We start from the raw sequence: 25,882 nt of genomic DNA, 5'->3' as shown, positions 1-25,882 counted from the left end.
CAAAGGGCAAAAAGTCCTGACGTGGCTGCCCCGGCAGGTGCCGTCCGGGCCGGTGATCCGGCTAGTGCCCCATGCCCAGACCGCCGTCGACGGGGATGACCGCGCCGGAGATGTAGGAGGCCTCGTCGCTGGCGATCCAGCGCACCACGTTGGCAACCTCGGAGGCCTCGGCGAAGCGTCCGGCAGGCACCTTGGACAGGTAGTCCTTCTGGGTTGCCTCGGGCAGTTCCGCCGTCATGTCCGTGTTGATGAAGCCCGGCGCCACCACGTTCGCGGTGATCCCGCGGCCGCCCAGCTCGCGGGTGAGGGAGCGGGCGACGCCGACCAGGCCGGCCTTGGACGCCGAGTAGTTGATCTGGCCGGGCGCGCCGTAGAGGCCCGAGACAGAGGAAATCAGGACCACGCGGCCTTTGCGCGCCCGGATCATGCCCTTGGAGGCCCGTTTGACCACACGGAAGGCGCCGGTGAGGTTGGTGTCGATGACTGAGGTGAAATCGTCCTCGCTCATCCGCATCAGGAGGGTGTCCTTGGTGATGCCGGCGTTCGCCACGAGTACTTCGACGGGACCGTGGGCCGCTTCCACTTCGGCGAACGCGGCGTCCACCGAGGCTTCGTCCGTGACGTCGGCCTTGACGCCGAGAATGCCGTCGGGGAGCGCGGATTCGCTGCGGTAGGTGACGGCCACCTTGTCTCCGTTGGCGAGGAAGGCTTCGGCGATGGCGAGGCCGATTCCGCGGTTTCCGCCGGTGATCAGGACGCTGCGGCCGGCGGTTGCTGTTTCAGACATGGTGGGGCTCCGGAATTCTGCGGCGGACGGCGCCGCGGTGGGGGCGGGATTTTCCTGCCTCCGATCTTAGCGCCCGGCAGGGCCGCGTTTGGGCGGCCCTGCCGTTGGTGAGAGAATTGGAGTAAGCCTTTGGGAGCGTGATCTGACAGCCTTGACACTCAAAAACCAGCACGGTGGACCTGTGCCCGGGAACCCGGACGTCCCATCCGGTGATTCCGAGGTTCACAGCATCACGGACGCCTCCGCGGCGCACTCTGAAGAAATGCGCCAGCGGATGATCAAGTACGCCGTGGCGATGGGCATCCGCATGGTGTGCCTGATCCTGATTTTTGTGGTGGACGGCTGGCTCAAGATCCTCCCGGTCATCGGGGCCGTGTTCCTGCCCTGGTTTGCCGTCATCATTGCCAACGGCAGTGACAAGGCGGAGGTCCATGCCGACTCGCTGCTGGACTACGCGCCGCTGGCCCAGCTCGACGCGCCGGCCGCCACGATAAAGGACGGCCCGGAGGGCGACCCCTCGATGACGCTGCTGCAGGGCGAGCTCGTCGACGACGAGGACTCCCCGACAGAGAACTTCCCGAAGCGCGGCGCGGGAGACGCCGGGGACGACGCCGGCCAGGGGCGGGCGGCGTCGTGAACCTTTTTGACCTGGCCGGGAACGGCGGGGCGGCCGGCCCGGCCGATGCCGTCTGTTCCCGCAAAGCGTGCCGGAGCGGCGCAGAATGGCAGCTGCTCTGGAACAACCCGAAGATCCACACCCCGGAGCGGCGCAAGATCTGGCTGGCCTGCGGAGAGCATCGGGCATGGCTCGAGGATTACCTGCAGACCCGCGGGCTTTGGAAGGAAACTGTGGCACTGAACCCGGCAGGTAGGGCAAGCTGAATGTACCGTTTTCTCTTTTCCAGCAAGTGGCTGGGATACCTGCTGCTTGCCGCGATCTTTGCCGCTGCCTGCGTCGGACTGGGCCGCTGGCAGATGGACCGCCGCGCCGAGACCCTCGCCGAGATCAGCCGTGTCACCTCTAACTACTCCGCTGCGCCGGTCCCCTTCGCCGAGGTCAAGGAGCAGTTCAGCTCCCTCGCGCCGGAACGCGAGTGGACCCAGGTGGAGCTGAAGGGCAGTTACGACGTCGCCGGACAGCGCATTGTCCGCAACCGTCCGCTCAACGGCCAGCCCGGCTACGAGGTGGTGGTCCCCTTCCGGGTGGAAACCGGCGAGACCGTCGTCATCGACCGCGGGTGGCTGCCGATCGGGAACAACAATCCTGGCCAGCCGGACACGGTACCCGCACCCCCGCAGGGCACCGTGACCGTCGTCGCCCGCCTGAAACCGGCCGAGCCCGATCTTAAGCGCGGCGCCCCGGACGGGCAGCTGGCCTCCATTGACCTCACCGCCTATGCGGCCGAGCTGGGTTACCCCGTGCTGACGGGCGCGTACGGGCAGCTGGCGTCAGAGAACCCGGCCGTGGCGGAAATGCCCTTCCCGTTCCCCAAGCCGTCCACCGAGGAGGGCACACACCTCTCCTACTCCCTGCAGTGGTTTGCCTTCGGTGTGCTGATGTTCATCGGGTTCGGGTACGCCGCCCGCCAGCAGGCCCGCAATGCCGCCATCGACGCCGAAGACGCCGAAGCGCAGGCCGGCGGCGTAGGCCCGGCGGGCGGTGTGATGCACTCCAGCGGTCCGGTGGCCCGCCGCCGCCCCGTCCCCCGGAAGCGGAAGAACGCGACCGCGGAGGAAGAGGAAGACGCCATCCTGGACGCCCAGGGGTTCTGAGGGATGGACATCGTGGTTCCGGAGCCGGTGGCCCGGGTGAAGCGCGCGTTGACCGTTCTGGGCGCGGAGGACACCGTGACGGTGTTCGATTCGACAGTCCCGACGGCGGCTGCCGCGGCCACCGCCTTGGGCTGCGACGTCGCCGCCATCACCAACAGCCTGGTGTTCGACCTCGACGGTGCTCCCCTGCTGATCCTGGCCAGCGGGGCCGCCCGGGTGGATGTCCGGAAGGTCGCGGCGCAGCTGGGCACCGGCAGCATCCGCCGCGCCTCCCCCGGGTTCGTGCTGGAACACACCGGCCAGGAAGTCGGCGGCATAGCACCCATCGGCCACCCCCAAAGGATCAAAACCCTGCTGGACGAGTCCCTGTCAGCCCACCCCGTGCTCTGGGCCGGAGCAGGCGACCACCACTCGATGTTCTCCATCAGCTACCGAGAACTCCAGCGCATCACCGAAGCCAAGGAAATGCCCGTCCGCTAGCGACGGCGAAAAGGTGACGCCCGCAGGAGCGCCGAACGCGGCGGTGCCCAAAGCACGAGCGCAGCGGCGCGGCTGATTTGTGTAGCGTGCGTCTAAGCGAGGTACGAGCGAGCACGCGGCAAATCGGGCGCGGTGCGAAGCGGAAGGCAGGGCGCGCACCAGCCCACCCGGGAGGCCTACGCCAGCGTAATCAAGTCCAGGTAGTCCGCGTTCCACAGGTCCTCGACGCCGTCGGGCAGCAGCACCACGCGCTCCGGATTGAGCGCCTCAACGGCACCTTCGTCGTGGCTCACCAGCACCACGGCACCGGTGTAGTTGCTCAACGCTCCGAGGATTTCGGCGCGGCTGGCCGGGTCAAGGTTGTTGGTGGGCTCATCGAGGAGCAGCACGTTCGCGCTCGAGGCGACGATGGTCGCCAGCGCCAGGCGGGTCTTCTCGCCGCCGGACAGCACACCGGCGGGCTTGTCGACGTCGTCACCCGAAAACAGGAACGAGCCCAGGATGTTGCGCACTTCCGCGTCGTTCATGTCAGGTGCGGAGGAGCGCATGTTCTGCAGGACCGTCCGGTCGACGTCGAGCGTCTCGTGTTCCTGGGCATAGTAGCCCACCTTCAGGCCGTGACCCGCGACGACCTCGCCGGTATCCGGCTTGTCGACGCCGGCGAGCATCCGCAGCAGGGTGGTCTTGCCCGCGCCGTTGAGGCCCAGGATGACCACCTTGGAGCCGCGGTCGATCGCGAGGTCCACATCGGTGAAGATCTCCAGCGAGCCGAAGGACTTGCTGAGGCCGTCCGCGGTGAGCGGGGTCTTGCCGCAGGGCGACGGATCCGGGAAGCGCAGGGCGGCCACGCGGTCGGTTGCGCGCACGGCTTCCAGTCCGCCCAGCAGACGCTCGGCGCGCTTGGCCATGTTCTGCGCGGCCACGGCCTTGGTGGCCTTGGCGCGCATCTTGTTGGCCTGGTCGAAGAGGACCTGGGCTTTCTTCTCCGCGTTGGCGCGCTCCCGCTTGCGGGCCCGCTCGTCCGTTTCGCGCTGCTGCAGGTAGCGCTTCCAGTCCATGTTGTAGAAATCGATCTGCGCGCGGTTCGGATCCAGCAGGAAGACCTTGTTCACGGTGGCTTCGAGCAGTTCCGTGTCGTGGCTGATCACGATCAGGCCGCCCTGGTGGTTCTTCAGGAACTCACGGAGCCAGGCGATGGAATCGGCGTCGAGGTGGTTGGTGGGCTCATCGAGGAGCATCGTTTCGGCATCCGAATACAGGATGCGGGCCAGCTCCACACGGCGGCGCTGGCCGCCGGACAGGGTCTTCAGGGGCTGGTTCAGCAGGCGGTCCGGGAGCGCCAGGTTGGAACAGATCGCGGCGGCCTCGGCCTCGGCCGCGTAGCCGCCGGCGGCCAGGAACTCGGATTCCAGCCGGTCATAGCGGTTCATCGCCTTGCGCTGGACGTCGGCGTCGTCACTGGCCATCTCCTCGTGCGCCACGCGGAGCTTCCCGACGGCGATGTCCAGGCCGCGGGCGGACAGGATCCGGTCACGGGCCAGCTGCTCCATGTCCGGCGTGCGCGGGTCCTGCGGCAGGTAGCCGATCTCGCCGGTGCGGGTCACCTTGCCCCCGGCCGGCAGGCCTTCACCGGCGAGCACCCGGGTCAGTGTGGTCTTGCCTGCACCGTTACGGCCCACAAGGCCGATTTTGTCTCCCTTGTCGATCCGGAAGCTCACCTGGTCCATAAGGAGGCGGGCGCCGGCGCGCAGTTCGAGATCCTGGACGGTAATCAATGCAGCTAAGGCCTTTCACAACAGGGAACGCCGCGGCACAACGATGGTATCTGGAAGGGGCCGGGGCAGTGCGGCCGAGAGGACGGCCTCTCCAAGTCTACCGGCCCCGCCTGCGCCCCATGACAAGAGAGCCTCTGCGGAGCACCCGGGAGCCTTTGGTGCCGCCCTCCAGCAACGGGGCCGCCGGTTAGTGGAGCACCTACAAAAAACGCTCCCCGCCATGCTCGTAGAGTCAAAATGAGAAGCAGGTCCCCCGATACACTCGCGATAGGAACTCCCATGACGACAACCGACGGCACCGCAGCCGCCACCCCCGCCCGGGGCCGGAACCGCTGGAACGCCACCGACCTGGGACTGATCGCTGTGTTCGCCGCGCTGGTGGCAGCATCCGCCCTGATCGCCGCCATTCCGGTAGGCGGCCTCGGCGTGCCCATCACCCTGCAGACGCTCGCTGTGATGCTCACCGGCCTGGCACTGGGCCCCGCCAGGGCGTTCGCCGCCGTCGGACTTTACGTCCTCCTCGGGCTCGCCGGGCTGCCGATCTTCAGCGGCGGTCGCAGCGGCCTCGGGGTCCTCGCCGGCCCGTCCGCGGGCTACATCATCGGCTTTGTGTTCGCGGCCACGGCGGTGGGCTGGCTGACCGTCGTCGTGCTCCGCCGCACGGCCGGCCGTCCCGGCAGGTTCCGTGCCGTCCTGCTGTTCGCCTCCGCGATGGTGAGCAGCATCATCTTTGTCCACGGCCTCGGCATCCTCGGAATGATGGTCAACGCGAAGCTGGACTTCTCCAAGGCGTTCCTCGCCGACGTGGTCTTCTACCCCGGGGATGTGATCAAGAACGCACTGGCCGTGACCATTGCGCTTGCGCTGCACAAGGCCTTCCCGGACCTGCTGATCCGCCGGATCCGGACCGCCGCGACCCCCGGCCCCGTATCAGCGGCCCCCGTTGCCGGCGCCGAGGCGGACAGCCGGCCGTGAGCACCATCGTGCTGGACCGGGCCGCGGTGCGGGTGGCCGTGGACGGTCGCCCCGCACCCAAGACCCTGCTTGAGGAGCTGAGCCTGCGGCTGACGGAGCGGCGGATCGGCGTGATCGGCGCCAACGGTTCCGGCAAGTCCACCCTGCTGCGGCTCCTGAACGGACTCGTAGCGCCGAGCAGCGGCACCGTCACGGTGGACGGCTCGGACACGGTCCGCGCGGTGCGGGAGGTACGCCGGCGCGTTGGTTTCGTGTTCACCGATCCGCTGTCCCAGCTGGTGATGCCGACGGGCCGGGAGGATGTTGAGCTCTCCCTCCGTCGTTCGGTCCGCAACGCGCGGGAACGCAGCAGCCAGGCGGAGGCGACCTTGGACCGTTTCGGGTTGCTGCCGCTGGCCGACCAAAGCATCTACGAGCTTTCCGGCGGGGAGCGGCAGCTCCTGGCCCTCGCTGCCGTCCTCGCCGTGGACCCGCAGGTGCTGGTCCTGGACGAGCCCTCCACCCTGCTGGACCTGCGCAACCGGGAACTGCTGCGGCGGACCCTGGCGGGGCTCAGCCAGCAGGTCATCCTCTCCACCCACGACCTGGACCTCGCGCTGGACCTCGACCGGGTCCTCGTCGTCGACGCCGGGGCGGTGGTGTTCGACGGCGGTCCGGCCGCCGCCGTCGCCCATTACCGGGCCATCTGCGCGGAGGCTCTGCCGGCTCCCGGCGCGGGGCCGGACCGGCCGCACGTCAATCAGCCGCAGGCCAACCAGCCGCGCCTGGAGCAGTTGTGAGCGGGCACGGATTCCTGTTCGCCAACTATGTGCCGGGGAACTCGCTGCTGCACCGCGCGCCGCTGTGGCTGAAGTTTCTCCTGGTCCTCGGCTGCGGCATGGCATCGTTCCTGATCGTGGACTGGGTGGTGGCCGCCGCAGCCCTGGTGCTGATGTGTGCCCTGTTCCTGCTCAGCGGGGCCGGGTTCCGGCGGCTGTTCCGGGCGGTCCGTCCCGTGCTGCCGGTCCTCGCGGCCATCGGGCTGTTCCAGTGGTGGCAGCTTGGCGGGCCCACGGCGGCACGGATTGTGCTCAATGTGCTGGTCTGTATTGTGGCGGCGTCGATCCTGACCGCCACCACTCCGGTGCAGCGGCTGCTGGACGGGGTAGCTTCCCTGGCGCAGCCGTTCCGGCGGTTCGGTTCGGATCCGGAGCGCTTTGCCCTGACCATCGCCATCATGCTGCGGAGTATCCCGTTCATCGCGGGCGCGTACAGCGACGTCCGAGACTCCGCCCGGGCCCGCGGCCTGGAACGCAACCCCCGGGCCCTGATCCTCCCGGTGTTTATCACCACTGTGGCCTTCGCCCGGCAGACCGGCGACGCCCTCGCGGCCCGGGGACTGGGCGAAGCGGGCGACGACCACGCGGGATAGGATGCGGACTATCACGCCGACGGGCCGCCCGGGACCGTCATCCCCGGCGGGACATGCCCTCCCCATGCGCGGAGCACTGGACATAAGCCCAGTATGTCCATTGCCCGGGCCCAAGACTGAGCATGTCCCATGGAAGCCTGACGCTGCAGCTAGGAAAAGCTCCGGTACTCCAGCAGTGCGGCGGTGCCCATTCCCCCGGCGATGCTGATCATGGCCAGCGCCAGTTGCCCCTCGACCGGGCTGCGCCGGGCCTGCGCCAGCAGCCTGGTCACCAGCACCGCGCCGGACGCTCCGTAGGCGTGCCCCAGGGCCAGCGCGCCGCCGTCGAGGTTGGCGCGTTCCGCCGGGATGCCGAGCTGGTCCAGACACGCCAGGGTCTGGGAGGCGAAGGCCTCGTTGAACTCCACCAGGCCCAGCTCCGCGGCGCGGACGCCGCACCGTTCCAGAAGCCGTTCGGCAGCCGCGGCCGCCCCGATGCCCAGCAGCCTCGGGTCCACGCCCGCGGTGTCCGTGCCCAGCACCAGCAGGCCATCGCGGGCTCCCAGTTCGCGGGCTCGTTCCACCGAGGTGATGACGACGCCGGCAGCACCGTCCGCGTCGAAGCAGGAGTTCCCCGCCGTGACAGTGCCGCCCTCGGCGAACACCGGCGGGAAGCGTGCCAGCACGGCCTCCGTAAGTCCCCGGCGCGGCCCGTCGTCGGCAGTCACGGTGCCGCCGCCGGAACCAACAGCGCCGTCGGAGACAACAGCGCCGTCCGCAACGCCGGGGAGCTGCACAATCTCGGCGTCGAACGCCCCCGCGTCGGCGGACGCCAGGGCCCGCCGGTGGCTGCGCAGCGCCAGCTCGTCCTGCCGCTCCCGGCTGATGCCGAAGTGTGCGGCAACATTCTCGGCGGCCACTCCCATGTCCGGGTCGCCCAGGCCCAAGGGAACAAACTGCGCCCGGGCGAAGAAGTCGGGAACACCCCCGGCACCCCGGTGTGCACGAAGCGGCGCAGTGCTGATGCTCTCCACGCCGCCGGCCAGGTACAGTCCGCTGCCGCCGGCGGCCACCTGACGGGCGGCCAGCACGATCGCGTCCAGTCCGGAGCCGCATTGACGGTCCACCGTGACGCCGGGGACGCTGACCGGGAGCCCGGCTTCGAGGGCCGCCAGCCGGGCCAGGTTTCCGCCCCCGCCCACGGCGTTACCGATCACGACGTCGGCAACCGACTCCGGAGCCGCGCCGGCATCGGCCAGCAGGGCACGGAGCACGGGGGCCAGCAGTTGGTGGGCGGGGACCGCTTTGAGTGCGCCGTTCGCCCGGCAGATCGGCGTGCGGCGCGCGGCAATGATCACCGGCTGCCGTTCCTCCGGGAGGGGGGCATCCGCGGCGGATTGCGGCTGCCGCTCAGCCAAGGCGCCGGATTCTGGGGTCGTTGCGCGCAATCCATTCGAGCAGCAGTTCCCGGCTGAGCTTCCCGCGGTCCGTCAGGGGCAGTTCGGCCAGGACAAAATACTCCAGCGGCCGTTTGTTCCGTGCCAGCACGTCCTCCACGCCCGCCTTCAGCTGCGTGGCGGTCACTCCGCCGTGCGACGGCACAATGCCGGCCACCACCTTCTGGCCGCGGAGATCGTCCGCGAAACCGGCGGCGACGGCGGCGGCCACCCCGGGGACGGAGGCCAGCGCCAGCTCCACCTCGTGCGGATAGACGTTGGTGCCGGCCGTGATGATCATGTCCGAGCGGCGGCCCAGCATGTGCAGGGTCCCGCCGTCGAGGTAGCCCTGGTCCCCCACGGTGTGCCAGCCATCGAAGCTCTGCAGGGCCTGGCCGTCATCGCCCCAGAGGTAGCCGTCGCTGACCATCCCGCTGCGGACGCAGATGTTGCCGTCGGTGCCGTCCGGCAGTTCGGCGCCGTTGTCGTCAAGGATGCGGATCGCGACGCCGGGAAAGGGGTTCCCGATTCCCGTTCCGCGCTGCTCGGCCCGCTGCCCGGGCCGCAGCCCGGCCCCGGAGACGAAGCTGAGTTCGGAGGCGCCGTAGTACTCGAAAATGGTGGCGTTGGGCGCCCAGCGGCGGGCAGCTTCGAGGGTCCGCGCGTCCAGTTTGGAGCCGGCGCAGATGATGCTGCGGATGCCTGAGGCGTCCACACCGCCGCTGAGTCCCCGCTCGCTGAGGAGCCGGAGCATGGTGGGAACAAGCACCAGGCGCGTGATGCCGTCATGGCTGACCGCCGCGTGGGCGTCGCCGACGTCGAACCGCGAAAGGGTGTGGAACTCCGAACCGGCGTACAGGCATTCAGCCAGGGCGTAGAGATTCAGGCTCGCCGCGAGGGGCCCGGGCGCCAGGGTTTTGTCCTCCGCGGCGAGGCCGAAGAACTCCACCGAGGCGTCGAAGGACAGCTGCCAAGACCGCCGCGTGCGGGTGAAGGCTTTGGGGACGGACGTGGTGCCGGACGTCAGGCCGATCAGGAATGTCGTGTCCGGGCGCCCGTCGGCGAGCTCCGGACCGTCGGCGGGTTCTGAAGAGGGGCCCGTGGCCGGCACAGTGTTGCGGATCCGGTCCCTGATCCCGTCCTGGAGCTGCTGCGGCCACAACGGGTCCAGCACGGCGCATCGCCGCTCCCCCGCAACCGCGGCGGCAAACGCAGCGGCGAAATGCAGCGAGTTCTCCTCCGACAGCACGGTCACGGCGGGTGTGTCCGGCACCAGGCCGGCGGCCGCGTCCCGCAGCTGCTCCCAGCTCAGGCGCTGCCCGTCCACGACGACGGCGGTGCCGTCGGGGCGCTCGTCGGCCCAGCGCTGGAGTCTGTTGAGAAAAGGCATCAGGCCAACTTTACCGGGCTGGAACCACCGCCCGGCAGGGACGCGATATTGTGACAGCATGAGTTTCAATGACAATGTCCAGCTGGACCCCTCGCAGGTCCAGGACCGCCGTGGCATGGGCCGCGGCGTCAAAGTCGGCGGCGGGATCGGTGGCGGCATCGTCCTGCTGATCGCGGTCCTGCTCGGCATCAATCCGAGCATGCTGGAAGGCCTGGGCGGCACCTCGCAGGACTCCGGGGCGCAGGGCCAGGGCACCGCGCCGGCCTGCGTCACCGGCGCCGACGCCGACGCCCGGCTCGACTGCCGCATCACGGGCACGGTCAACAGCCTGAACGCCTTCTGGCCGGCCTACCTGGCCCAGTACAACAAGCGGTACCCGCGGCCGGACACGGTGATTTTCGACCAGGCGACCAACACCGGCTGCGGCGCCGCCACCTCGGATGTGGGCCCGTTCTACTGCCCGGCTGACACCACCGCGTACTTCGACCCGGGGTTCTTCCAGGACCTTGTGGACCGCTTCGGATCTTCCGGCGGGCCGCTTGCGCAGGAGTACGTCGTTGCCCACGAGTTCGGGCACCACGTGCAGAACGTGCTGGGCAGCCTGGACCGCGCCCAGCAGGACCCGAAGGGACCGGAATCCGGAGCCGTCCGCGTGGAGCTGCAAGCCGACTGCTATGCCGGACTGTGGGTCCGTTACGCCACCACCACGGAGGACCCCGCCACGGGCCAGCCGTTCCTGGATCCGCTGACGGAACGGGACCTGCAGGACGCCCTCTCGGCCGCCTCGGCCGTGGGCGACGACCGGATCCAGGAAGCCGCGACGGGCCGGGTGTCCCCGGAAGCCTGGACCCACGGCTCCAGCGCCCAGCGGCAGAAGTGGTTCTACCAGGGGTACACCACGGGTGACATCACCAAGTGCGACACGTTCGCCGTCGCCACTCCCTAGCCCGTCCGCTGCTCCTTAACTGCCGTTTTGGGCTGTCATCAGGGCGGTTGTGGAGCACTCGATAAAACGACGAGGGGGGGGCGGGGGGGGGGGCCGCGTCGGGGACGTGGGCGGCGCGGCGCCCCCGCAGGGGGGGGGGCCCCGCCCGCCGTCGTTTGCCTGCCTGCGGGGCAGGGCGGTTCTAGATGTTGAAGCCGAGGGCGCGCATCTGGTCGCGGCCGTCCTCGGTGATCCGTTCCGGACCCCATGGCGGCATCCACACCCAGTTGAGGCGCCATTCGTCGACCACACCGTCCAGGGCCTTGCCGACCTGCTCCTCGATGACATCGGTGAGCGGGCAGGCGGCCGTGGTGAGCGTCATGTCGATCAGGAGGGCGCCGTCGTCGTCGGAGTACTTCAGGCCGTACAGCAGGCCCAGGTCCACGATGTTCACACCCAGTTCAGGGTCGATCACATCCTTGAGTGCCTCTTCGACATCCTCGAGGCCCGTGCGGGCCACATTGAGTTCGGTCATTGTGAAGTCCTAACTAGGCCTGTGCTGCAGCGTCAGCGGCAGCGATGGTGGCTGCCCCGGCGCCGGTGGCGTAGCGGTCGTAGCCTTCTTCTTCAAGGCGGTCGGCAAGCTCCGGGCCGCCCTCTTCGACAACCTGGCCGTCAACGAACACGTGCACGAAGTCCGGCTTGATGTAGCGCAGGATCCGGGTGTAGTGCGTGATGAGCAGGGTGCCCATGTTGCCTTCGGCGTGGGCGCGGTTGACGCCCTCGGAGACAACCTTGAGCGCGTCAACGTCCAGGCCGGAGTCGGTCTCGTCCAGGACGGCGAACTTCGGCTTGAACAGTTCCAGCTGGAGGATCTCAACGCGCTTCTTCTCGCCGCCGGAGAAGCCCTCGTTGACGTTGCGCTGCGTGAAGTCCGCGTCGATGCGCAGCTGCGCCATGGCGGCCTTGACGTCCTTGGTCCAGGTACGCAGCTTGGGGGCTTCGCCGTCGATGGCCGTTTTGGCGGTGCGCAGGAAGTTGGTCATGCTGACACCCGGAACCTCCACTGGGTACTGCATGGCCAGGAACAGGCCGGCGCGGGCTCGCTCGTCGACGCTCATCGCGAGGACATCGTCGCCGTCCAGCGTGATGGTGCCGGCGGTGACGTTGTAGCGCGGGTGGCCGGCAATGGTGGACGCCAGGGTGGACTTGCCGGAACCGTTCGGGCCCATAATGGCGTGGGTCTCGCCGGTCCGGATAGTCAGGCTGACGCCCTTCAGGATTTCCTTCGTGCCCTGCTCGGTGTCAATGCTGACGTGCAGGTCCTTGATCTCAAGAGTAGACATGTGCCTTGTTCTCCTCTGCACCGTGCCCTCCGGCACCGTGCGGTTTCTTGTCGATAAGTGTTCTAAAACTGACTGCTGACGACAACGGCCGTCAGCTGAAGTTCGGGGCCTCGGCGCCGTTCAGGACGTTGGTGAAGTCCACATAGACTTCGTCGTCCAAGACGGTCACGGCGAAGACGGGAACCGGATCGTAGGCCGGCAGCTGGAGCGGCTCGCCGCTGCGCAGATCGAACTGGGAGCCGTGGCCCCAGCACTCGATCATGCAGCCCTCCACCTCGCCCTCGGACAGGGAGATGTCCGCGTGCGAGCAGGTGTCCCCGATGGCGTGGATTTCGCCCATCGAGTCCTTCACGATCGCGACGGGGTAGTCGTCGACCAGGATCCGCAACGCCTGCTTGAGTTGGATCTCACTGGCGTTGCAGACGAGCTCGCCTCTTGGCTGTTCAGTCATTGATGGTTTCCGTATTCTCCAGTGCTGCGTCCTACAGTGCTTCGCACTAGTTGTCCGTTGCCGCGAGTTCGCGCTCGACGGCGGCCGTGAGGCGCTCCTCGATGGCAGGAACCTTGATCTTCTGGATGATCTCGTTCAGGAAGCCGCGGACCACCAGTCGGCGGGCCACCTCTTCCGGAATGCCGCGGGCCATCAGGTAGAACAGGTGCTCGTCGTCGAAACGTCCGGTGGCGCTGGCGTGGCCGGCGCCGGCGATCAGTCCGGTCTCGATTTCCAGGTTCGGCACGGAGTCGGCGCGGGCGCCGTCGGTGAGGACCAGGTTGCGGTTGGCCTCGTACGTGTCGGTGCCTTCTGCTTCCTTGCGGATCAGGACGTCACCCACCCAGACGGTGTGCGCGTTCCGGCCCTGCAGCGCGCCCTTGTACAGGACGTTGGACTTGCAGTTGGCAACGGCGTGGTCCACGAAGAGGCGCTGCTCCAGGTGCTGGCCGGCGTCGGCGAAGTACAGGCCGAACATTTCCGCTTCGGCGCCGGGGGCGGTGAAGCGGGCCGACGGCGTGACGCGCACGAGGTCGCCGCCGAGGCTGACGACAATGTGCTTGAACTTGGCGTCCCGGCCGAGCTTGGCCTGCTGGGAGGAGGCGTGCACGGCGTCGTCGTTCCATTCCTGGAGCGAGATGACGGTGAGCTGAGCGCCGTCCTCCACGAGGATTTCGATGTTCTCCGAGACGACGGCGGTGCCCTGGTGGTCCAGGACAACGACGGACTTGGAGAACTTCTCCGCGACGATCACAACGTGCTGCGCGGCAGCCCCGGTGCCCTGGCCGGTCAGCAGGACGCTGACTTCGCCTTCGGCCTGAACCTCGGCCGGAACCGTGATCACGGTGGCTTCGGTGAAGTTCTCCCAGGCGTTTGCGGAGACGCGGTCCTCGGGGATAGCGGCGGAGCCGATCCGGCGGTCGTCGCGGCCGACGGTTTCCACGATGACGTTGTCCGGCGCGGTGACGCTTACGGACGGCGCGGCGCCGCCCAGGACCTCGGTGTGCAGGCCGCGGAGGCGCTTGAGCGGGGTGAACCGCCAGTCCTCTTCCATGCCGGTGAGCGGCTTGAAGTCAGCCAGCTTGTAGGAGGTCAGGCGGCCGGCGCGTGAGCTGTCCGGGACGCCGACGCCGCCGCCGTGCGAGTGCCGTTTAACGGCCTCGCCGGCCAGCGGGGACTTGGACTCCGCGGCGTTCAGCGGTGACAGGCTCTCGCCTTCCTCGGTGAAACCGTTGATGAACGGCTGGGCTGACGGCGCGCCGATGCGGGCCTTTTCAGTAGTGATGTCAGTCATTAACCGACCGATCCTTCCATCTGCAGTTCAATCAGGCGGTTCAGCTCAAGCGCGTATTCCATCGGCAGCTCGCGGGCAATCGGTTCGATGAAGCCGCGGACGATCATCGCCATGGCCTCGTCTTCGCGCATGCCGCGGGACATCAGGTAGAACAGCTGCTCTTCGCTGACCCGCGAGACCGTGGCCTCGTGTCCCATGGTGACGTCATCCTCGCGGATGTCGATGTACGGGTACGTGTCCGAACGGCTGATGGTGTCCACCAGGAGCGCGTCGCAGCGGACCGTGTTGGCCGAGTGCTTGGCGCCTTCGCGGACCTGGACCAGGCCGCGGTAAGCGGCACGGCCGCCGCCGCGGGCCACGGACTTGGACACGATCGAACTCTTGGTGTTCGGCGCGATGTGGACCATCTTGGAGCCGGTGTCCTGGTGCTGGCCTTCGCCGGCGAACGCGATGGACAGGGTCTCGCCCTTGGCGCCCTCACCCACGAGGTAGACGGCCGGGTACTTCATGGTGACCTTGGAGCCGATGTTGCCGTCGACCCACTCCATGGTGGCGCCCTCTTCGCAGATGGCGCGCTTGGTCACCAGGTTGTACACGTTGGTGGACCAGTTCTGGATGGTGGTGTAGCGGACGCGGGCGCCCTTCTTCACAATGATTTCCACGACGGCGGAGTGCAGCGAGTCCGAGGTGTAGATCGGCGCGGTGCAGCCCTCGATGTAGTGGACGTAGGAGTCCTCGTCGGCGATGATCAGCGTCCGCTCGAACTGGCCCATGTTTTCCGTGTTGATGCGGAAGTATGCCTGCAGGGGAATGTCGACGTGGACACCCTTGGGCACGTACACAAAGGAGCCGCCGGACCAGACGGCCGTGTTCAGCGACGCGAACTTGTTGTCGCCCACCGGAATGATGGTGCCGAAGTACTCCTGGAAGATCTCCGGGTGTTCCCGCAGCGCGGTGTCGGTGTCCAGGAAGATGACGCCCTGGGCTTCAAGGTCCTCGCGGATCTGGTGGTAGACCACCTCGGACTCGTACTGCGCGGCGACGCCGGAGACCAGGCGGCTGCGCTCGGCTTCCGGGATTCCCAGCTTCTCGTAGGTGTTCCGGATGTCCTCCGGGAGGTCCTCCCAGGTGGCGGCCTGCTTTTCCGTGGACCGCACAAAGTACTTGATGTTGTCGAAGTCGATGCCGGAGAGGTCTGCACCCCAGGTGGGCATGGGCTTGCGGTCGAAGTACTTCAGGCCCTTGAGGCGCAGGTCCAGCATCCACTCCGGCTCGCTCTTTTTGGCCGAAATGTCGCGGACAACGTCTTCATCGATGCCGCGTCGGGCGTTGGCGCCGACGTCGTTCTTGTCGGACCAGCCGTACTCATAGGTTCCGATTCCGTGGAGCTCGGGATTCTTTTCCAGAATCTCCGAAATCACAGTGGATTCAGCAACCTTCTTCTCTGATAGTTGGTCCGTCATCACGGCCTTTCTTGCAGATGGTTGGATACTTCGTCCAGGTCGCCCGGGGTGGCTGCGGGGCTGTGAGGCCCCCTGGCCGCCGGACGGCCTGTAGGTATGTGGGTGGTGCAGACATGGCCGCCGCGCGCCAGCGTGGAAAGCCGGCGGACGTCGACGCCGACGAGCCGGGCGAACACCTCGGTCTCCACGTCGCAGAACACGGGGAACTGCGCGGCCAGCTGCTGGATGGGGCAGTGCCCCTGGCACAGCTGGACGCTGGAGAGCGCCGCCGGCAGGGGTGCCTTGGCTTCGATCGACGCCGTGGACGCCACGAACCCGTCGCGGCTCAGCGCCTCCGACAGTGCCTGCGCCCGGGCGGTGATGTCCGGGCCGGCGGCGTTGATCTCCGGCGCGTAGCGGCGTTCCATGTCACCGAAGCGTTCGACGGCGAACTGCCGCACGGCGTCGGGACCGGCCGCTTCGCCGAGGCGCTGCAGTGCCAGGGTGGCGATGTCCAGGTAGTCGTTGCCAAGCGACGACTGACCCTGGGAACTGAGCACGTAGCGGCGTGCCGGGCGTCCGGCTCCGGCGCCCGCGCGGGAGGCGCGCTTGACCTCGATCACCCCGTCGCGTGAGAGGTGGTCCAGGTGGCGGCGGACCGCGGCGGGGGTGAACCCAAGCAGGTCACCCAGTTCGGCGGCGCTGATGGGGCCGTGTTCCAGGACGGCGTTCAGGACGCGGTCCCGGGTGCGCTCTTCCGGGTCGGCTGCCGGGAACGCGGCCGCAACCTGCGCCGCCACAACCTGCGCGGCAGCGGACTCCACGGAACCGACTGCCCCCGCCTCCGGCGGCACGGCTGATGCCGGGCGCTGGCGAACGCGCCCGGAAGCGACAGACGTGGAGGTGCTCATGGAATACACAACACAATCATGTCGTAATTTAGTCCCCCGTTCCAGTAAGGCATGGCTATCCCCGGCTGCATCCCCGGGCTGTCTCCCCGCCACGGGCCGGTGCGGCCGACCGCCGGAGCGCCACGTACTACATCCCGTAGAATGCTGTGGTGCGATCCCCCGAATCCCCCGTCCTGTCCATCAGCGGGCTAGTCAAGGATGTTGGTCCACTGCCCACGCTCGACGGCAAGATGCTGCGGGTGGTCAGTGGCGTTTCCCTCGTGGCCGAACGCGGCCAGGTCACTGCCCTGCTGGGGGCCAACGGCGCCGGCAAAACCACCACCATCGAGTGCGCCCAGGGACTGCAGAAGCGCACGCACGGCAGCATCAGCCTCCTGGGTGAGGACCCGGACACGGCCGGCGCCGGACTGCGGGCCCGGGTGGGCGTGATGCTGCAGGACGGCGGGTTGCCGCCGTCGGCCCGCCCCATCCCGCTCCTTAAGCATATTGCCGGCATGTACCAGGACCCGTGGCCGGTCGGGGAACTGATCGACCGTCTTGGCATCGACGCCTTCAGCCGGACCTCCGTGCGGCGCCTCTCCGGCGGGCAGAAGCAACGGCTGGCCCTCGCAGCCGCGCTCGTGGGCAACCCCGAAGTGCTTTTTCTTGACGAGCCCAGCGCCGGCCTGGACCCGCAGTCGCGCCAGCTCGTGTTCGGGCTCATCTCCGAACTCCGGAACCGCGGGATGGGAATCGTCCTGACCACCCACCTTATGGACGACGCCCAGCGCCTCGCCGATTACGTCTACATCATCGACGCCGGCCGCAACGTCGCCGAGGGAACAGTCGCGCAGCTCCTGCAGCACCCCCTCCCGCCCGACGCCGGGGAGCAGCACATCCGCACCCTGCTGTTCGAGGCCGACCCGGGCCTGGATTTCACCGGCGTGCTGCCCGACGGCGTGGACGTCACCGAAGCACGGGCCGGCAGCTACGCCGCCACCGGCGCCCTCACCCCCGCCGACCTCGCCGCGATCACCGCCTGGTGGGCGGCCCGGGGCATCATGCCCCGCTCGCTGAGCCTTGAAGCCCGCAGCCTGGAGGACGTTTTCCTCGACATCTCCGGAAGGGAGATCCGATGACCCGCGACAGTGCCGCACTGGGCAGCGCGCCATCGGGCAGCGCCGTACCCGCCCCGACCCTGGGCGGTGCGCCCGCCCCGCTGCTGCGGCGCATCATGCTGCAGGGCCGGTACGAGACCGTCACCATGCTCCGGAACGGCGAACAGCTGATCCTGGCCGTTGTGCTGCCGCTGCTGGCCATGGTGGGACTGACGGTCACGCCCCTGCTGGACGGATACGGTGCGAGCCGGATCAACGTCGCCGTGCCGGGCATCCTGGCCCTGTGCGCCATGTCCACAGCCTTCACCGGCCAGGGCATCTCCACCGGCTTCGACCGCCGCTACGGGGTCCTGCGCTTCCTCTCCACCACCCCCCTGGGCCGCACCGGGCTGATCGCCGGGAAGGTGCTGGCGGTCCTCGCGGTGCTGTCCCTGCAGGTGCTGGTAGTCACCGCCGTCGCCCTGACCCTGGGCTGGCAGCCGGATCCGCAGGGCTGGGCTCCGGCCCTGGCCCTGCTGGTGCTGGGTGCGGCCGCGTTCACGGCGCTGGGCCTGCTGGTGGCGGGCACCGTCCGGCCGGAGGCGACCCTGGCCATCACCAACCTGCTGTGGATCCTGCTGGGAGCCCTGGGCGGGATCGTGATCCCGGCGGAGAAGCTGCCCGCCCTGCTGCAGTCGATCGTGCAGTTCCTTCCCTCCGGCGCCCTGGGAGAGGGGATGCGGGACGCGTTCCTGTCCGGCAGCGTCAACCCTGTTTCCGTCCTTGTCCTGCTGCTCTGGACGGCGATTGCCGGCGGCGCAGCAACCCGTTGGTTCAAATGGAATTGAGAAAACTGTGAGCACGGCCTCCCGCCCTCCCCGGACCGCTACCCGGACCATCGCCTGGCTGCCCGTCACCGTCGACAAAACGGTGAAGCGGCTGGCGGTGCTGTCCCTGATCGGCCAGACGATCCTGATCGTGACCGGCGGCGCCGTCCGCCTCACCGCCTCCGGCCTGGGCTGCCCCACGTGGCCGCGGTGCACCGACGCCTCGCTGGTGAACACCCCGGAAATGGGGATTCACGGCATCATCGAATTCGGCAACCGCCTGCTGACCTTCGCCCTGGCGGCGATCGCCGTGACGATGCTGGTGTACCTGTGGAACCTGCGCAAGGAACGCCGCGACCTCTTCCTGCTGGCCCTGGCGCTGCTCGCCAGCATCCCGGCGCAGGCCGTCATCGGCGGCATCACGGTACTGACCCAGCTGAACCCCTGGGTGGTGGGGCTGCACTTCCTGGTTTCGATGGCCCTTGTGGTCGTGGCCACCCTGCTGGTCAACCGCGCCTACGGGCGGACCGGAAAGTTCCGGGTGGCCGAACTGGCGGCCCTGCCGGGCGTCGCGCGTCCGCTCATGACGGCCGTCGCGCTGTTCTCTGCCCTGGCCGTCTGCCTCGGCGTTGTGGTCACCGGTGCCGGCCCGCACGCCGGCGACGCCGACGCACCGCGCAACAACCTGGACTGGGACCTCTTTTCCCACATCCACGCCGTCCCGGCGTACCTGGTGACGGCAGGGGCGTTGTTCGCGCTGTACCTCGTCCTCCGGGATGGGATCACCGGCCCGTTCCGGACCGCCGTCTTTATGCTCCTGGGCGTCACGGTGCTGCAGGCCGTCATCGGCTTCACGCAGTACTACAACGGCATCCCGGCGCTCCTGGTGGGGGCCCACATGCTGGGGGCCGCCCTGCTGATGAGCGCGGCAACGAACGCCGCCGACCTTGCCCGCAGCAGCCCGGTCAAGTAGCTGGGGCACGCAGGCCGGTCAAGACGGCCGGTCAGGTTGGCCGGACCCCTTGGGCCGGTCACTGATCCCTGGTTGAGTCACCGCACAGTCCACAGACAGAAGCACCCCGGTCCGATTGGGCCGGGGTGCTTCCGTCTCGCCTGGTAGCGTGCGTGCCGCCTGGCTAGCCGCCCATGACGGCGGAGCCGACGAACGGGTCGACGGCGAGGGCGATGAAGAGCAGGGTGAGGTAGCTGATGGAGCCGTGGAAGACCTTCATGGCGCCCTTGTTGGACACGTCGCCGGCCTGCGCGCGGTTGTACAGCGCGTGCGATTCGTAGAGGAACCAGGCGCCGGCGAGCACGGCGGTCACGGTGTAGACCCAGCCGGCGCCGCCGGCCGGTACCAGCAGCAGCGAGCACGCCACCATGGCCCAGGCGTACAGGACAACCTGGACCGAGACCACCTTGGCGCCGGCGATCGCGCCGAGCATGGGCACGTTGGCGTTGCGGTAGTCCTCGCCGTACCGCATGGACAGCGGCCAGTAGTGCGGCGGGGTCCACAGGAAGATGACCATAAACAGGACGATGGCGGGCCACTCGACCGTGTTGGTCACGGCGGCCCAGGCAATGAGCACGGGGAAGCATCCGGCCGCCCCGCCCCAGACGATGTTCTGGGCCGTGCGGCGCTTGAGGATCATCGTGTAAATGACCACGTAGAAGACGATCGCTCCGAGGCCAAGCCACGCGGCCAGCGGGTTCGCCCCGAACCACAGGATCGCGATGGCCGCCGCGCCCAGGAGCCAGGAGAAGACCAGCGCTTCGCGGGGCGTGACCTCGCCCGTGACCAGCGGACGGTTCTCCGTGCGGTGCATCAGCTTGTCGATGTCGCGGTCGAGGTAGCAGTTGAATGCGCCGGCGCTGCCGGCTGCGAAGGCTCCGCCCACGAGGGTCGCCAGGATCAGGCCGATCGACGGGAAGCCGCGCTCCGCGTAGATCATGGTGGGCAGGGTACTGACCAGCAGGAGTTCGATGACACGGGGTTTGGTGAGCGCCAGGTAGGCCTTGGCTTTGCGGCCGAAGCCGATTTTTCCGCGGATGGGCGAAGCGGTCAGCGGCGTATCTGTTGTGCTCACGGTGGCAGTCACTCTGTTCTGTCTGGCTGTTCAGTCCGGCTGGTTCAGCAACGCGGGTTGCATAATCGGAGGGGTCCGCGCGCAGCGGACGGGCGTGTCCCTCGCCCCGTTGGTAGCCACGAACCATCATACCGTGCGGGCGCGCGAAGGCACGTCCCGTGAGCCCCGCTGAGGCGCCGGCATGATTCGCGCAGGTTAACGCGGGCTCACGGACGCCTCGGACGCCGGTGATTCATATAAGCGTAAAACCCGTCCATTTGGTGAGATATACAGCACCAGGCGGGGGGAATGGGGCTAAGCTGTCACCAGATCAGCGTGTTCAGCCACGGCCAAAAACGGCCGCCCTGCCTCTGCATTATCCGCAGAGGTGCGTTTGGACACGCGACTGAATGATAGATCAACGTTTCGATGGTGAACGGCTGGTACGTACCGCAGCGGGCACCTAACTGTGCTCCGGCGGGACTGACCAGACTCTGCCGTCAGCACAGAGAGGGGCCCGGTTTTCGTGCCACATTTGGAAGAGCAAGAACTGTCATGGACCAGCTTGGACCAGCGCGCCGTGGACACCATCCGTGTCCTGGCCGCCGACGCTGTCGAGAAGGTCGGTAATGGCCACCCCGGCACCGCGATGAGCCTGGCTCCGGCCGCCTACCTGCTCTTCCAGAAGCTGATGCGGCACGACCCGCAGAACCCTGACTGGCTGGGACGCGACCGGTTCGTCCTCTCCCCCGGCCATACCTCCCTGACGCTGTACATCCAGCTGTTCCTCTCCGGCTACGGCCTGGAACTGAAGGACCTTGAGGCACTGCGCACCTGGGGCTCGCTGACCCCGGGACACCCGGAGTACAAGCACACCAAGGGCGTCGAAATCACCACCGGCCCGCTGGGCCAGGGCCTCGCGTCCGCCGTCGGCTTCGCGTACTCCCAGCGCCGCCAGCGCGGATTGTTCGACGCCGACGCCGCCGAGGGCACCAGCCCGTTCGACCACACCGTCTGGGTCATCGCGTCCGACGGCGACCTGCAGGAAGGTGTCACGTCCGAAGCGTCCTCGCTCGCCGGACACCAGGAGCTCGGCAACCTCGTGGTGATCTACGACGAGAACCACATCTCCATCGAGGACGACACCGACATCGCCTTCACCGAGGATGTCCTGAAGCGCTACGAGGCCTACGGCTGGCACGTCCAGCGCGTCGACTGGACCCGCACCGGGGAGTACAAGGAGGACGTGCAGGAACTGCACGCCGCCCTGCTGGCTGCCAAGGCCGAGACGGGCAAGCCCTCCATCGTGTCGCTGCGCACCATCATCGGCTACCCGGCCCCGAAGAAGCAGAACACCGGCAAAATCCACGGTTCCGCCCTCGGGTCCGAGGAAGTCGCCGCGCTGAAGAAGGTCCTCGGTTTCGACCCCGAGCGTTCCTTCCAGGTGGACGACGAGGTCCTGGCCCACGCCCGTGCGGCCGTGGACCGCGGCGCGGCAGCCCGCAGCGAATGGCAGGAGGCCTTCGAGGCCTGGCAGTCCCGCAACCCTGAGGGCGCCGCCCTGCTGGAGCGCGTGGAGGCCCGCAAGCTCCCGGCCGAGCTCGAATCCGCCCTCCCGGTCTTCGAAGCCGGCAAGGACGTCTCCACCCGGGCCGCCTCCGGCAAGGTCCTGAATGCGATCGGCCCGGTCATGCCGGAGCTGTGGGGCGGCTCGGCCGACCTCGCCGAGTCGAACAACACCACAATCGAGGGTTCGCCGTCGTTCATCCCGGTCTCCCGCTCCACGGACGCCTGGAAGGGCAACCCCTATGGCCGCGTGCTGCACTTCGGCATCCGCGAACACGCCGCCGCGTCGATCGTCAACGGCATCAGTCTGCACGGCCGCACCCGCGCCTTCTCGGGCACCTTCCTGATCTTCAGCGACTACCAGCGCCCCGCGATCCGGCTCGGCGCGCTCATGGGAGTCCCGTCGCTGTATGTCTGGACGCACGACTCGATCGGCCTCGGCGAAGACGGACCCACCCACCAGCCCGTAGAGCAGCTCGCCTCGCTCCGCGCCATCCCGGGCCTGGACGTCGTCCGCCCGGGCGACGCCAACGAGGTCGCCGCCGCATGGAAGGTCATGCTCGAGAACCACGAAAACCCGGCCGGCATCGTGCTGACCCGCCAGAACATCCCCACCTATGCCCGCGGAACGGGGGACGCCGACGGCGACACGTTCGGCTCCACCGCCGGCGTCGCCAAGGGCGGCTACGTCCTGGCCGAAGCCTCGGCCAACGGCAAGACCGCCGAGGCCCGGGTCATCCTCATCGGCACCGGCTCGGAGGTCCAGCTGGCCGTCCACGCCCGCGAAGCCCTCCAGGCCGAAGGAATCCCCACCCGCGTCGTCTCCATGCCGTGCGTGGAGTGGTTCAACAAGCAGGACGCCGCCTACCGCGAAGCGGTGCTCCCGGCTGCAGTCAAGGCGCGCGTATCGGTCGAAGCCGGGCTCTCGCTGGGCTGGAGGGAATTCGTCGGCGACGCCGGCCGTTCCGTCTCCCTCGAGCACTACGGCGCTTCGGCGGACTACAAGCGCCTGTTCCAGGAATTTGGCATCACTGCGGAGGCCGTTGCCGCCGCGGCCAAGGAATCCCTCGCCGGCCTCCCGGCCTGACCCAAACCCATCGCCTTCCGGGCCGCCGCCGCTGCCGGCGGCGGCCCCAGACTTCAGGAGTGACCATGACCACCACCCCCAGCGCCACCCCCACGCAGCAGCTCTCCGACGCCGGCGTCTCCATCTGGCTCGATGACCTGTCCCGCGGCCGGCTCAACACCGGCACGCTGCGCAAGCTGATTGAAGAGAAGAACGTTGTGGGTGTCACCACGAACCCCAGCATCTTCCACGCCGCCATCACCACGGGCCACGACTACGACGGGATCATCGCCGCCAAGGCCGCCGCCGGCGCCAGCGTCGAGGAGACCGTCTTCGCGATCACCACGTCCGACGTCGCCGACGCCTGCGACCTCTTCGCTCCTGTCGCCGCCGCGACCAAGGGCGTCGACGGCCGCGTCTCAATCGAAGTCGACCCGCGCCTGGCCTGGGACACCGCCGGAACGACCATCGAGGCGAAGGAACTTTACGCCCAGGTCAACAAGGACAACGTCCTGATCAAGATTCCCGCGACCCTCGAGGGCCTCGAAGCCATCACCGCCACCCTCGCCGCCGGCATCAGCGTCAACGTCACGCTGATCTTCTCGCTGGAGCGCTACCGCGCCGTCATCAACGCCTTCCAGTCCGGCCTGGAGCAGGCCAAGGACAACGGCCACGACCTCTCCCGGATCCACTCCGTGGCCTCCTTCTTCGTCTCCCGCGTGGACTCCGAAATCGACAAGCGCCTCGACGCGATCGGCACCGACGAGGCCCGCGCCCTCAAGGGCAAGGCCGGGCTGGCCAACGCCCGCCTCGCCTACCAGGTTTACGAGGAGCTCTTCTCCACCGAACGCTGGGCCCTTCTGGCCGACGCCGGCGCACTCCCCCAGCGTCCGCTGTGGGCCTCCACCGGTGTCAAGGACCCGGCGTACCCGGACACGCTGTACGTCACGGAGCTCGTCGCCCCCGGCCTGGTCAACACCATGCCGGAGAAGACCCTCGACGCCACGTTCGATCACGGCACCGTCACGGGCAACACCATCACCCGCGGTTACGACGACGCCAACGCCACGCTGAACGCCCTCGATGCCCTCGGCATCTCCTACAACGAGGTCGTCGCGGTGCTCGAGTCCGAAGGCCTCGACAAGTTCGTGGCAAGCTGGAAGGAACTGCTGGCCGACGTCGAGGGCGCCCTCGCCGCTGCACGGAAGGACGCATAGTCCCCATGACCACTCTCAGCTACGACGCCACGGGCGCCGCCCGTCTGGCCCACGAACAGCACCTGCCCGCCCTGCTGGAGGACAAGGTCGCCACCCGGATCTTCGCCAAGGACCCCACCCTGTGGGGTGCCGACGCCGAGGCCGAAGCGTCCGTCCGGCTCGGCTGGGTCGAGGCGGCCACCGTCTCCCAGCCGCTCGTGGCGGACATCCTGGCCCTCCGTGACGCCCTGCGGGCCGAAGGAGTCAGCCGGATCGTCCTCTGCGGAATGGGCGGATCCTCGCTGGCCCCCGAGGTCATCGCCGGAACCGCCGGCGTCGAGCTGACCGTGCTGGACAGCACGGACCCGGAACAGGTCGCCGCCGCCCTCGCGGACCGGCTGGCCGAAACGGCGATCGTGGTCTCCTCGAAGTCCGGCTCCACCCTGGAGACGGACTCGCAGCGCCGGATCTTCGAGCACGCCTTCACCGAGGCCGGTATCGACGCGAAGAGCCGGATCATTATTGTCACCGATCCGGGCTCACCGCTGGACAAGTCCGCACGCGACGCGGGCTACCGTGCGGTCTTCAACGCCGATCCCCATGTCGGCGGCCGGTACTCGGCGCTCACCGCATTCGGGATGGTGCCCTGCGGCCTGGCTGGCGTGGACATCCAGGCGTTCCTGGACGAAGCGGAGGAAGCTGCCGAGGTCCTCAACGAGGACGGCGAGGAGAACATCGGCCTCGCCCTCGGTGCGGCGCTGGGCGGCACGAATCCGCTGCGCGACAAAATCGTCATCGCCGAGGACGGCTCCGGCATCAAGGGCTTCGCCGACTGGGCCGAACAGCTTATCGCGGAATCCACCGGCAAGCTCGGCACCGGCGTGCTCCCGGTCGTTGCGGGGCCGGCGTCGCCGGAAACCACGCTGGGCGCCCCCGATGTCCTGGTGGTCCGGCTCGTCGCCGCGGACGCCGACGTCGAGCTCGGCGAGAACGAGGTCGCGATTGCCGGCGGCCTGCCCACCCAGATGATGACATGGGAGTTCGCCACGGCTGTGGCCGGGCGCCTGCTGGGCATCAACCCCTACGACCAGCCCGACGTCGAGGCCGCCAAGGTGGCCGCCCGCGGCCTGCTGGACGCCCAGCCGGAACCGACGCCGGCAGCCTTCACCGACGGCGCCATCGAGGTCCGCGGCGGCGACTGGCTCGGCTCGGCCACCACTGCGGCCGGGGCAGTCAGCGCCCTGCTCGGCGAGCTCGGACCGGACAGCTACCTGAGTGTCCAGGCCTACTTCGACCGGCTCGCGTACGCCCCGCTGGAAGGCGTCCGGGACCAGCTGGCAGCCGTCAGCGGCCGTCCCGTGACGTTCGGGTGGGGACCGCGCTTCCTGCACTCCACCGGGCAGTTCCACAAGGGCGGACCCGCGATCGGCGTCTTCCTGCAGGTGACGGCCGCGGCCGCCACCGACCTGGCCATCCCGGACCGGCCCTTCAGCTTCGGCGAGTTGATCTCGGCACAGGCCGCCGGCGACGCCCAGGTCCTGTCCGATCACGGCCGTCCGGTCCTCCGCCTGCACCTCACGGACCGGGCTGCCGGCGTCCGCCAGCTGCAGGACCTCGTCGCCACGCTGGCCGGCCAGGCTGTTCCCTCCACCGAAAGCTAAGGCACCAACG

General features: G+C 68.4%; 25 protein-coding genes. 14 read left to right on the top strand and 11 right to left on the bottom strand.

All coding sequences use genetic code 11. The annotated features are described in order from the left end of the window. Positions 1 to 61: 61 nt before the first annotated feature. Positions 62 to 787 carry a beta-ketoacyl-ACP reductase gene (locus tag FS787_RS00950; RefSeq protein ID WP_144670245.1) on the bottom strand — a complete coding sequence of 242 codons (726 nt, stop codon included), beginning with the start codon at positions 785 to 787 and terminating at the stop codon, positions 62 to 64. 151 nt (positions 788 to 938) lie between these two features. Here FS787_RS00950 and FS787_RS00945 point away from each other — a divergent pair, with 151 nt between their 5' ends. Genes FS787_RS00945 through FS787_RS00930 form a run of 4 tightly spaced genes read left to right on the top strand, consistent with a single transcriptional unit; the run spans position 939 to position 3,040 of the window. Next, the gene (locus FS787_RS00945; protein ID WP_144670243.1) at positions 939 to 1,424 is read left to right on the top strand and encodes a DUF3099 domain-containing protein; all 486 of its coding nucleotides are present in this window, start codon (positions 939 to 941) and stop codon (positions 1,422 to 1,424) included. Next, positions 1,421 to 1,669 carry a hypothetical protein gene (locus FS787_RS00940; RefSeq protein ID WP_144670241.1) on the top strand — a complete coding sequence of 83 codons (249 nt, stop codon included), beginning with the start codon at positions 1,421 to 1,423 and terminating at the stop codon, positions 1,667 to 1,669. Before FS787_RS00945 ends, FS787_RS00940 begins: the two co-directional genes overlap by 4 nt. Further along, the gene (locus FS787_RS00935) at positions 1,670 to 2,560 is read left to right on the top strand and encodes an SURF1 family protein (RefSeq protein WP_144670239.1); all 891 of its coding nucleotides are present in this window, start codon (positions 1,670 to 1,672) and stop codon (positions 2,558 to 2,560) included. It abuts the gene before it with no gap. A 3-nt stretch (positions 2,561 to 2,563) separates the two neighbouring features. Beyond that, entirely contained in the window at positions 2,564 to 3,040 is a 477-nt protein-coding gene (locus FS787_RS00930) for a YbaK/EbsC family protein (protein ID WP_144670237.1), read from the top strand. Between the two features lie 176 nt (positions 3,041 to 3,216). Here FS787_RS00930 and FS787_RS00925 read toward each other — a convergent pair whose 3' ends face one another. After that, positions 3,217 to 4,815, bottom strand: a complete 1,599-nt coding sequence (locus tag FS787_RS00925; protein WP_056429341.1) for an ABC-F family ATP-binding cassette domain-containing protein — start codon at positions 4,813 to 4,815, stop codon at positions 3,217 to 3,219. 279 nt (positions 4,816 to 5,094) lie between these two features. On the opposite strand from FS787_RS00925, the gene FS787_RS00920 reads away from it, so the two are divergent. Genes FS787_RS00920 through FS787_RS00910 form a run of 3 tightly spaced genes read left to right on the top strand, consistent with a single transcriptional unit; the run spans position 5,095 to position 7,201 of the window. After that, on the top strand, positions 5,095 to 5,790 hold the full coding sequence (locus tag FS787_RS00920; RefSeq protein ID WP_144670235.1) for a biotin transporter BioY: 696 nt from the start codon (positions 5,095 to 5,097) through the stop codon (positions 5,788 to 5,790). After that, positions 5,787 to 6,569 carry an energy-coupling factor ABC transporter ATP-binding protein gene (locus tag FS787_RS00915; protein WP_144670233.1) on the top strand — a complete coding sequence of 261 codons (783 nt, stop codon included), beginning with the start codon at positions 5,787 to 5,789 and terminating at the stop codon, positions 6,567 to 6,569. The genes FS787_RS00920 and FS787_RS00915 overlap by 4 nt, the downstream gene beginning before the upstream one ends. Further along, positions 6,566 to 7,201: an energy-coupling factor transporter transmembrane protein EcfT gene (locus tag FS787_RS00910; protein ID WP_144670231.1), complete on the top strand. Its 636-nt coding sequence runs from the start codon at positions 6,566 to 6,568 to the stop codon at positions 7,199 to 7,201. The genes FS787_RS00915 and FS787_RS00910 overlap by 4 nt, the downstream gene beginning before the upstream one ends. 149 nt (positions 7,202 to 7,350) lie before the next feature. Here FS787_RS00910 and FS787_RS00905 read toward each other — a convergent pair whose 3' ends face one another. After that, complete coding sequence (locus FS787_RS00905; protein ID WP_260982337.1) at positions 7,351 to 8,598, bottom strand: thiolase family protein; 1,248 nt, start codon at positions 8,596 to 8,598, stop codon at positions 7,351 to 7,353. After that, entirely contained in the window at positions 8,591 to 10,006 is a 1,416-nt protein-coding gene (locus FS787_RS00900) for a class I adenylate-forming enzyme family protein (protein WP_144670229.1), read from the bottom strand. Before FS787_RS00900 ends, FS787_RS00905 begins: the two co-directional genes overlap by 8 nt. Positions 10,007 to 10,064: 58 nt before the next feature. Between FS787_RS00900 and FS787_RS00895 the strand changes: the two genes are divergently transcribed. Beyond that, positions 10,065 to 10,952 carry a neutral zinc metallopeptidase gene (locus tag FS787_RS00895; RefSeq protein ID WP_144670228.1) on the top strand — a complete coding sequence of 296 codons (888 nt, stop codon included), beginning with the start codon at positions 10,065 to 10,067 and terminating at the stop codon, positions 10,950 to 10,952. A gap of 181 nt (positions 10,953 to 11,133) precedes the next feature. On the opposite strand, the gene FS787_RS00890 is transcribed toward FS787_RS00895, so the two are convergent. From FS787_RS00890 to FS787_RS00865, 6 genes are all read right to left on the bottom strand, one after another. Continuing rightward, positions 11,134 to 11,466 (bottom strand): metal-sulfur cluster assembly factor, encoded by a 333-nt coding sequence (locus FS787_RS00890; protein WP_056434018.1) that lies wholly within the window; start codon positions 11,464 to 11,466, stop codon positions 11,134 to 11,136. Between the two features lie 13 nt (positions 11,467 to 11,479). Continuing rightward, positions 11,480 to 12,277 carry a Fe-S cluster assembly ATPase SufC gene (gene sufC, locus FS787_RS00885; protein WP_144670226.1) on the bottom strand — a complete coding sequence of 266 codons (798 nt, stop codon included), beginning with the start codon at positions 12,275 to 12,277 and terminating at the stop codon, positions 11,480 to 11,482. Between the two features lie 91 nt (positions 12,278 to 12,368). Further along, positions 12,369 to 12,728 carry a non-heme iron oxygenase ferredoxin subunit gene (locus FS787_RS00880; RefSeq protein WP_056434013.1) on the bottom strand — a complete coding sequence of 120 codons (360 nt, stop codon included), beginning with the start codon at positions 12,726 to 12,728 and terminating at the stop codon, positions 12,369 to 12,371. A 46-nt stretch (positions 12,729 to 12,774) separates the two neighbouring features. Further along, positions 12,775 to 14,061, bottom strand: coding sequence for a Fe-S cluster assembly protein SufD (gene sufD, locus FS787_RS00875; protein WP_144670224.1), 1,287 nt, complete (start codon positions 14,059 to 14,061; stop codon positions 12,775 to 12,777). After that, a complete protein-coding gene (gene sufB / locus FS787_RS00870) occupies positions 14,061 to 15,524 on the bottom strand; it encodes a Fe-S cluster assembly protein SufB (protein ID WP_144670222.1) in 1,464 nt (487 codons plus the stop codon). The genes sufD and sufB overlap by 1 nt, the downstream gene beginning before the upstream one ends. Next, entirely contained in the window at positions 15,524 to 16,423 is a 900-nt protein-coding gene (locus FS787_RS00865; protein WP_395940303.1) for a helix-turn-helix transcriptional regulator, read from the bottom strand. The genes sufB and FS787_RS00865 overlap by 1 nt, the downstream gene beginning before the upstream one ends. Before the next feature lie 140 nt (positions 16,424 to 16,563). Between FS787_RS00865 and FS787_RS00860 the strand changes: the two genes are divergently transcribed. The 3 genes from FS787_RS00860 (at position 16,564) to FS787_RS00850 (ending at position 19,290) form a co-directional block, all read left to right on the top strand. Beyond that, positions 16,564 to 17,532, top strand: a complete 969-nt coding sequence (locus FS787_RS00860; protein ID WP_144670218.1) for an ABC transporter ATP-binding protein — start codon at positions 16,564 to 16,566, stop codon at positions 17,530 to 17,532. A 95-nt stretch (positions 17,533 to 17,627) separates the two neighbouring features. Beyond that, positions 17,628 to 18,338, top strand: coding sequence for an ABC transporter permease (locus FS787_RS00855; protein ID WP_260982461.1), 711 nt, complete (start codon positions 17,628 to 17,630; stop codon positions 18,336 to 18,338). A gap of 7 nt (positions 18,339 to 18,345) precedes the next feature. Continuing rightward, on the top strand, positions 18,346 to 19,290 hold the full coding sequence (locus FS787_RS00850; protein WP_144670214.1) for a heme A synthase: 945 nt from the start codon (positions 18,346 to 18,348) through the stop codon (positions 19,288 to 19,290). A gap of 163 nt (positions 19,291 to 19,453) precedes the next feature. On the opposite strand, the gene FS787_RS00845 is transcribed toward FS787_RS00850, so the two are convergent. Next, on the bottom strand, positions 19,454 to 20,416 hold the full coding sequence (locus FS787_RS00845; RefSeq protein ID WP_144670212.1) for a heme o synthase: 963 nt from the start codon (positions 20,414 to 20,416) through the stop codon (positions 19,454 to 19,456). A 502-nt stretch (positions 20,417 to 20,918) separates the two neighbouring features. Between FS787_RS00845 and tkt the strand changes: the two genes are divergently transcribed. The 3 genes from tkt (at position 20,919) to FS787_RS00830 (ending at position 25,872) form a co-directional block, all read left to right on the top strand. Beyond that, positions 20,919 to 23,036, top strand: a complete 2,118-nt coding sequence (gene tkt, locus FS787_RS00840) for a transketolase (protein WP_144670210.1) — start codon at positions 20,919 to 20,921, stop codon at positions 23,034 to 23,036. A gap of 65 nt (positions 23,037 to 23,101) precedes the next feature. Continuing rightward, a complete protein-coding gene (tal, locus tag FS787_RS00835) occupies positions 23,102 to 24,232 on the top strand; it encodes a transaldolase (protein ID WP_144670208.1) in 1,131 nt (376 codons plus the stop codon). Positions 24,233 to 24,237: 5 nt separating this feature from the next. Continuing rightward, positions 24,238 to 25,872: a glucose-6-phosphate isomerase gene (locus FS787_RS00830; protein WP_144670206.1), complete on the top strand. Its 1,635-nt coding sequence runs from the start codon at positions 24,238 to 24,240 to the stop codon at positions 25,870 to 25,872. Positions 25,873 to 25,882: the final 10 nt, after the last annotated feature.

It is taken from the genome of Arthrobacter sp. U41, from assembly GCF_007679325.1.
Taxonomy (GTDB): Bacteria; Actinomycetota; Actinomycetes; order Actinomycetales; family Micrococcaceae; genus Arthrobacter.
This window is presented reverse-complemented; position numbering and strand designations above follow the sequence as displayed.

Excerpts from the sequence above, each read along its gene's own strand:
- FS787_RS00950 (WP_144670245.1), bottom strand. The coding sequence starts at position 787 with ATGTCTGAAACAGCAACCGCCGGCCGCAGCGTCCTGATCACCGGCGGA.
- FS787_RS00935 (WP_144670239.1), top strand. The coding sequence starts at position 1,670 with ATGTACCGTTTTCTCTTTTCCAGCAAGTGGCTGGGATACCTGCTGCTT.
- FS787_RS00930 (WP_144670237.1), top strand. The coding sequence starts at position 2,564 with ATGGACATCGTGGTTCCGGAGCCGGTGGCCCGGGTGAAGCGCGCGTTG.
- FS787_RS00920 (WP_144670235.1), top strand. The coding sequence starts at position 5,095 with ATGACGACAACCGACGGCACCGCAGCCGCCACCCCCGCCCGGGGCCGG.
- FS787_RS00900 (WP_144670229.1), bottom strand. The coding sequence starts at position 10,006 with ATGCCTTTTCTCAACAGACTCCAGCGCTGGGCCGACGAGCGCCCCGAC.
- FS787_RS00895 (WP_144670228.1), top strand. The coding sequence starts at position 10,065 with ATGAGTTTCAATGACAATGTCCAGCTGGACCCCTCGCAGGTCCAGGAC.
- FS787_RS00890 (WP_056434018.1), bottom strand. The coding sequence starts at position 11,466 with ATGACCGAACTCAATGTGGCCCGCACGGGCCTCGAGGATGTCGAAGAG.
- sufC (WP_144670226.1), bottom strand. The coding sequence starts at position 12,277 with ATGTCTACTCTTGAGATCAAGGACCTGCACGTCAGCATTGACACCGAG.
- FS787_RS00880 (WP_056434013.1), bottom strand. The coding sequence starts at position 12,728 with ATGACTGAACAGCCAAGAGGCGAGCTCGTCTGCAACGCCAGTGAGATC.
- sufD (WP_144670224.1), bottom strand. The coding sequence starts at position 14,061 with ATGACTGACATCACTACTGAAAAGGCCCGCATCGGCGCGCCGTCAGCC.
- sufB (WP_144670222.1), bottom strand. The coding sequence starts at position 15,524 with ATGACGGACCAACTATCAGAGAAGAAGGTTGCTGAATCCACTGTGATT.
- FS787_RS00855 (WP_260982461.1), top strand. The coding sequence starts at position 17,628 with ATGCTGCAGGGCCGGTACGAGACCGTCACCATGCTCCGGAACGGCGAA.
- tal (WP_144670208.1), top strand. The coding sequence starts at position 23,102 with ATGACCACCACCCCCAGCGCCACCCCCACGCAGCAGCTCTCCGACGCC.
- FS787_RS00830 (WP_144670206.1), top strand. The coding sequence starts at position 24,238 with ATGACCACTCTCAGCTACGACGCCACGGGCGCCGCCCGTCTGGCCCAC.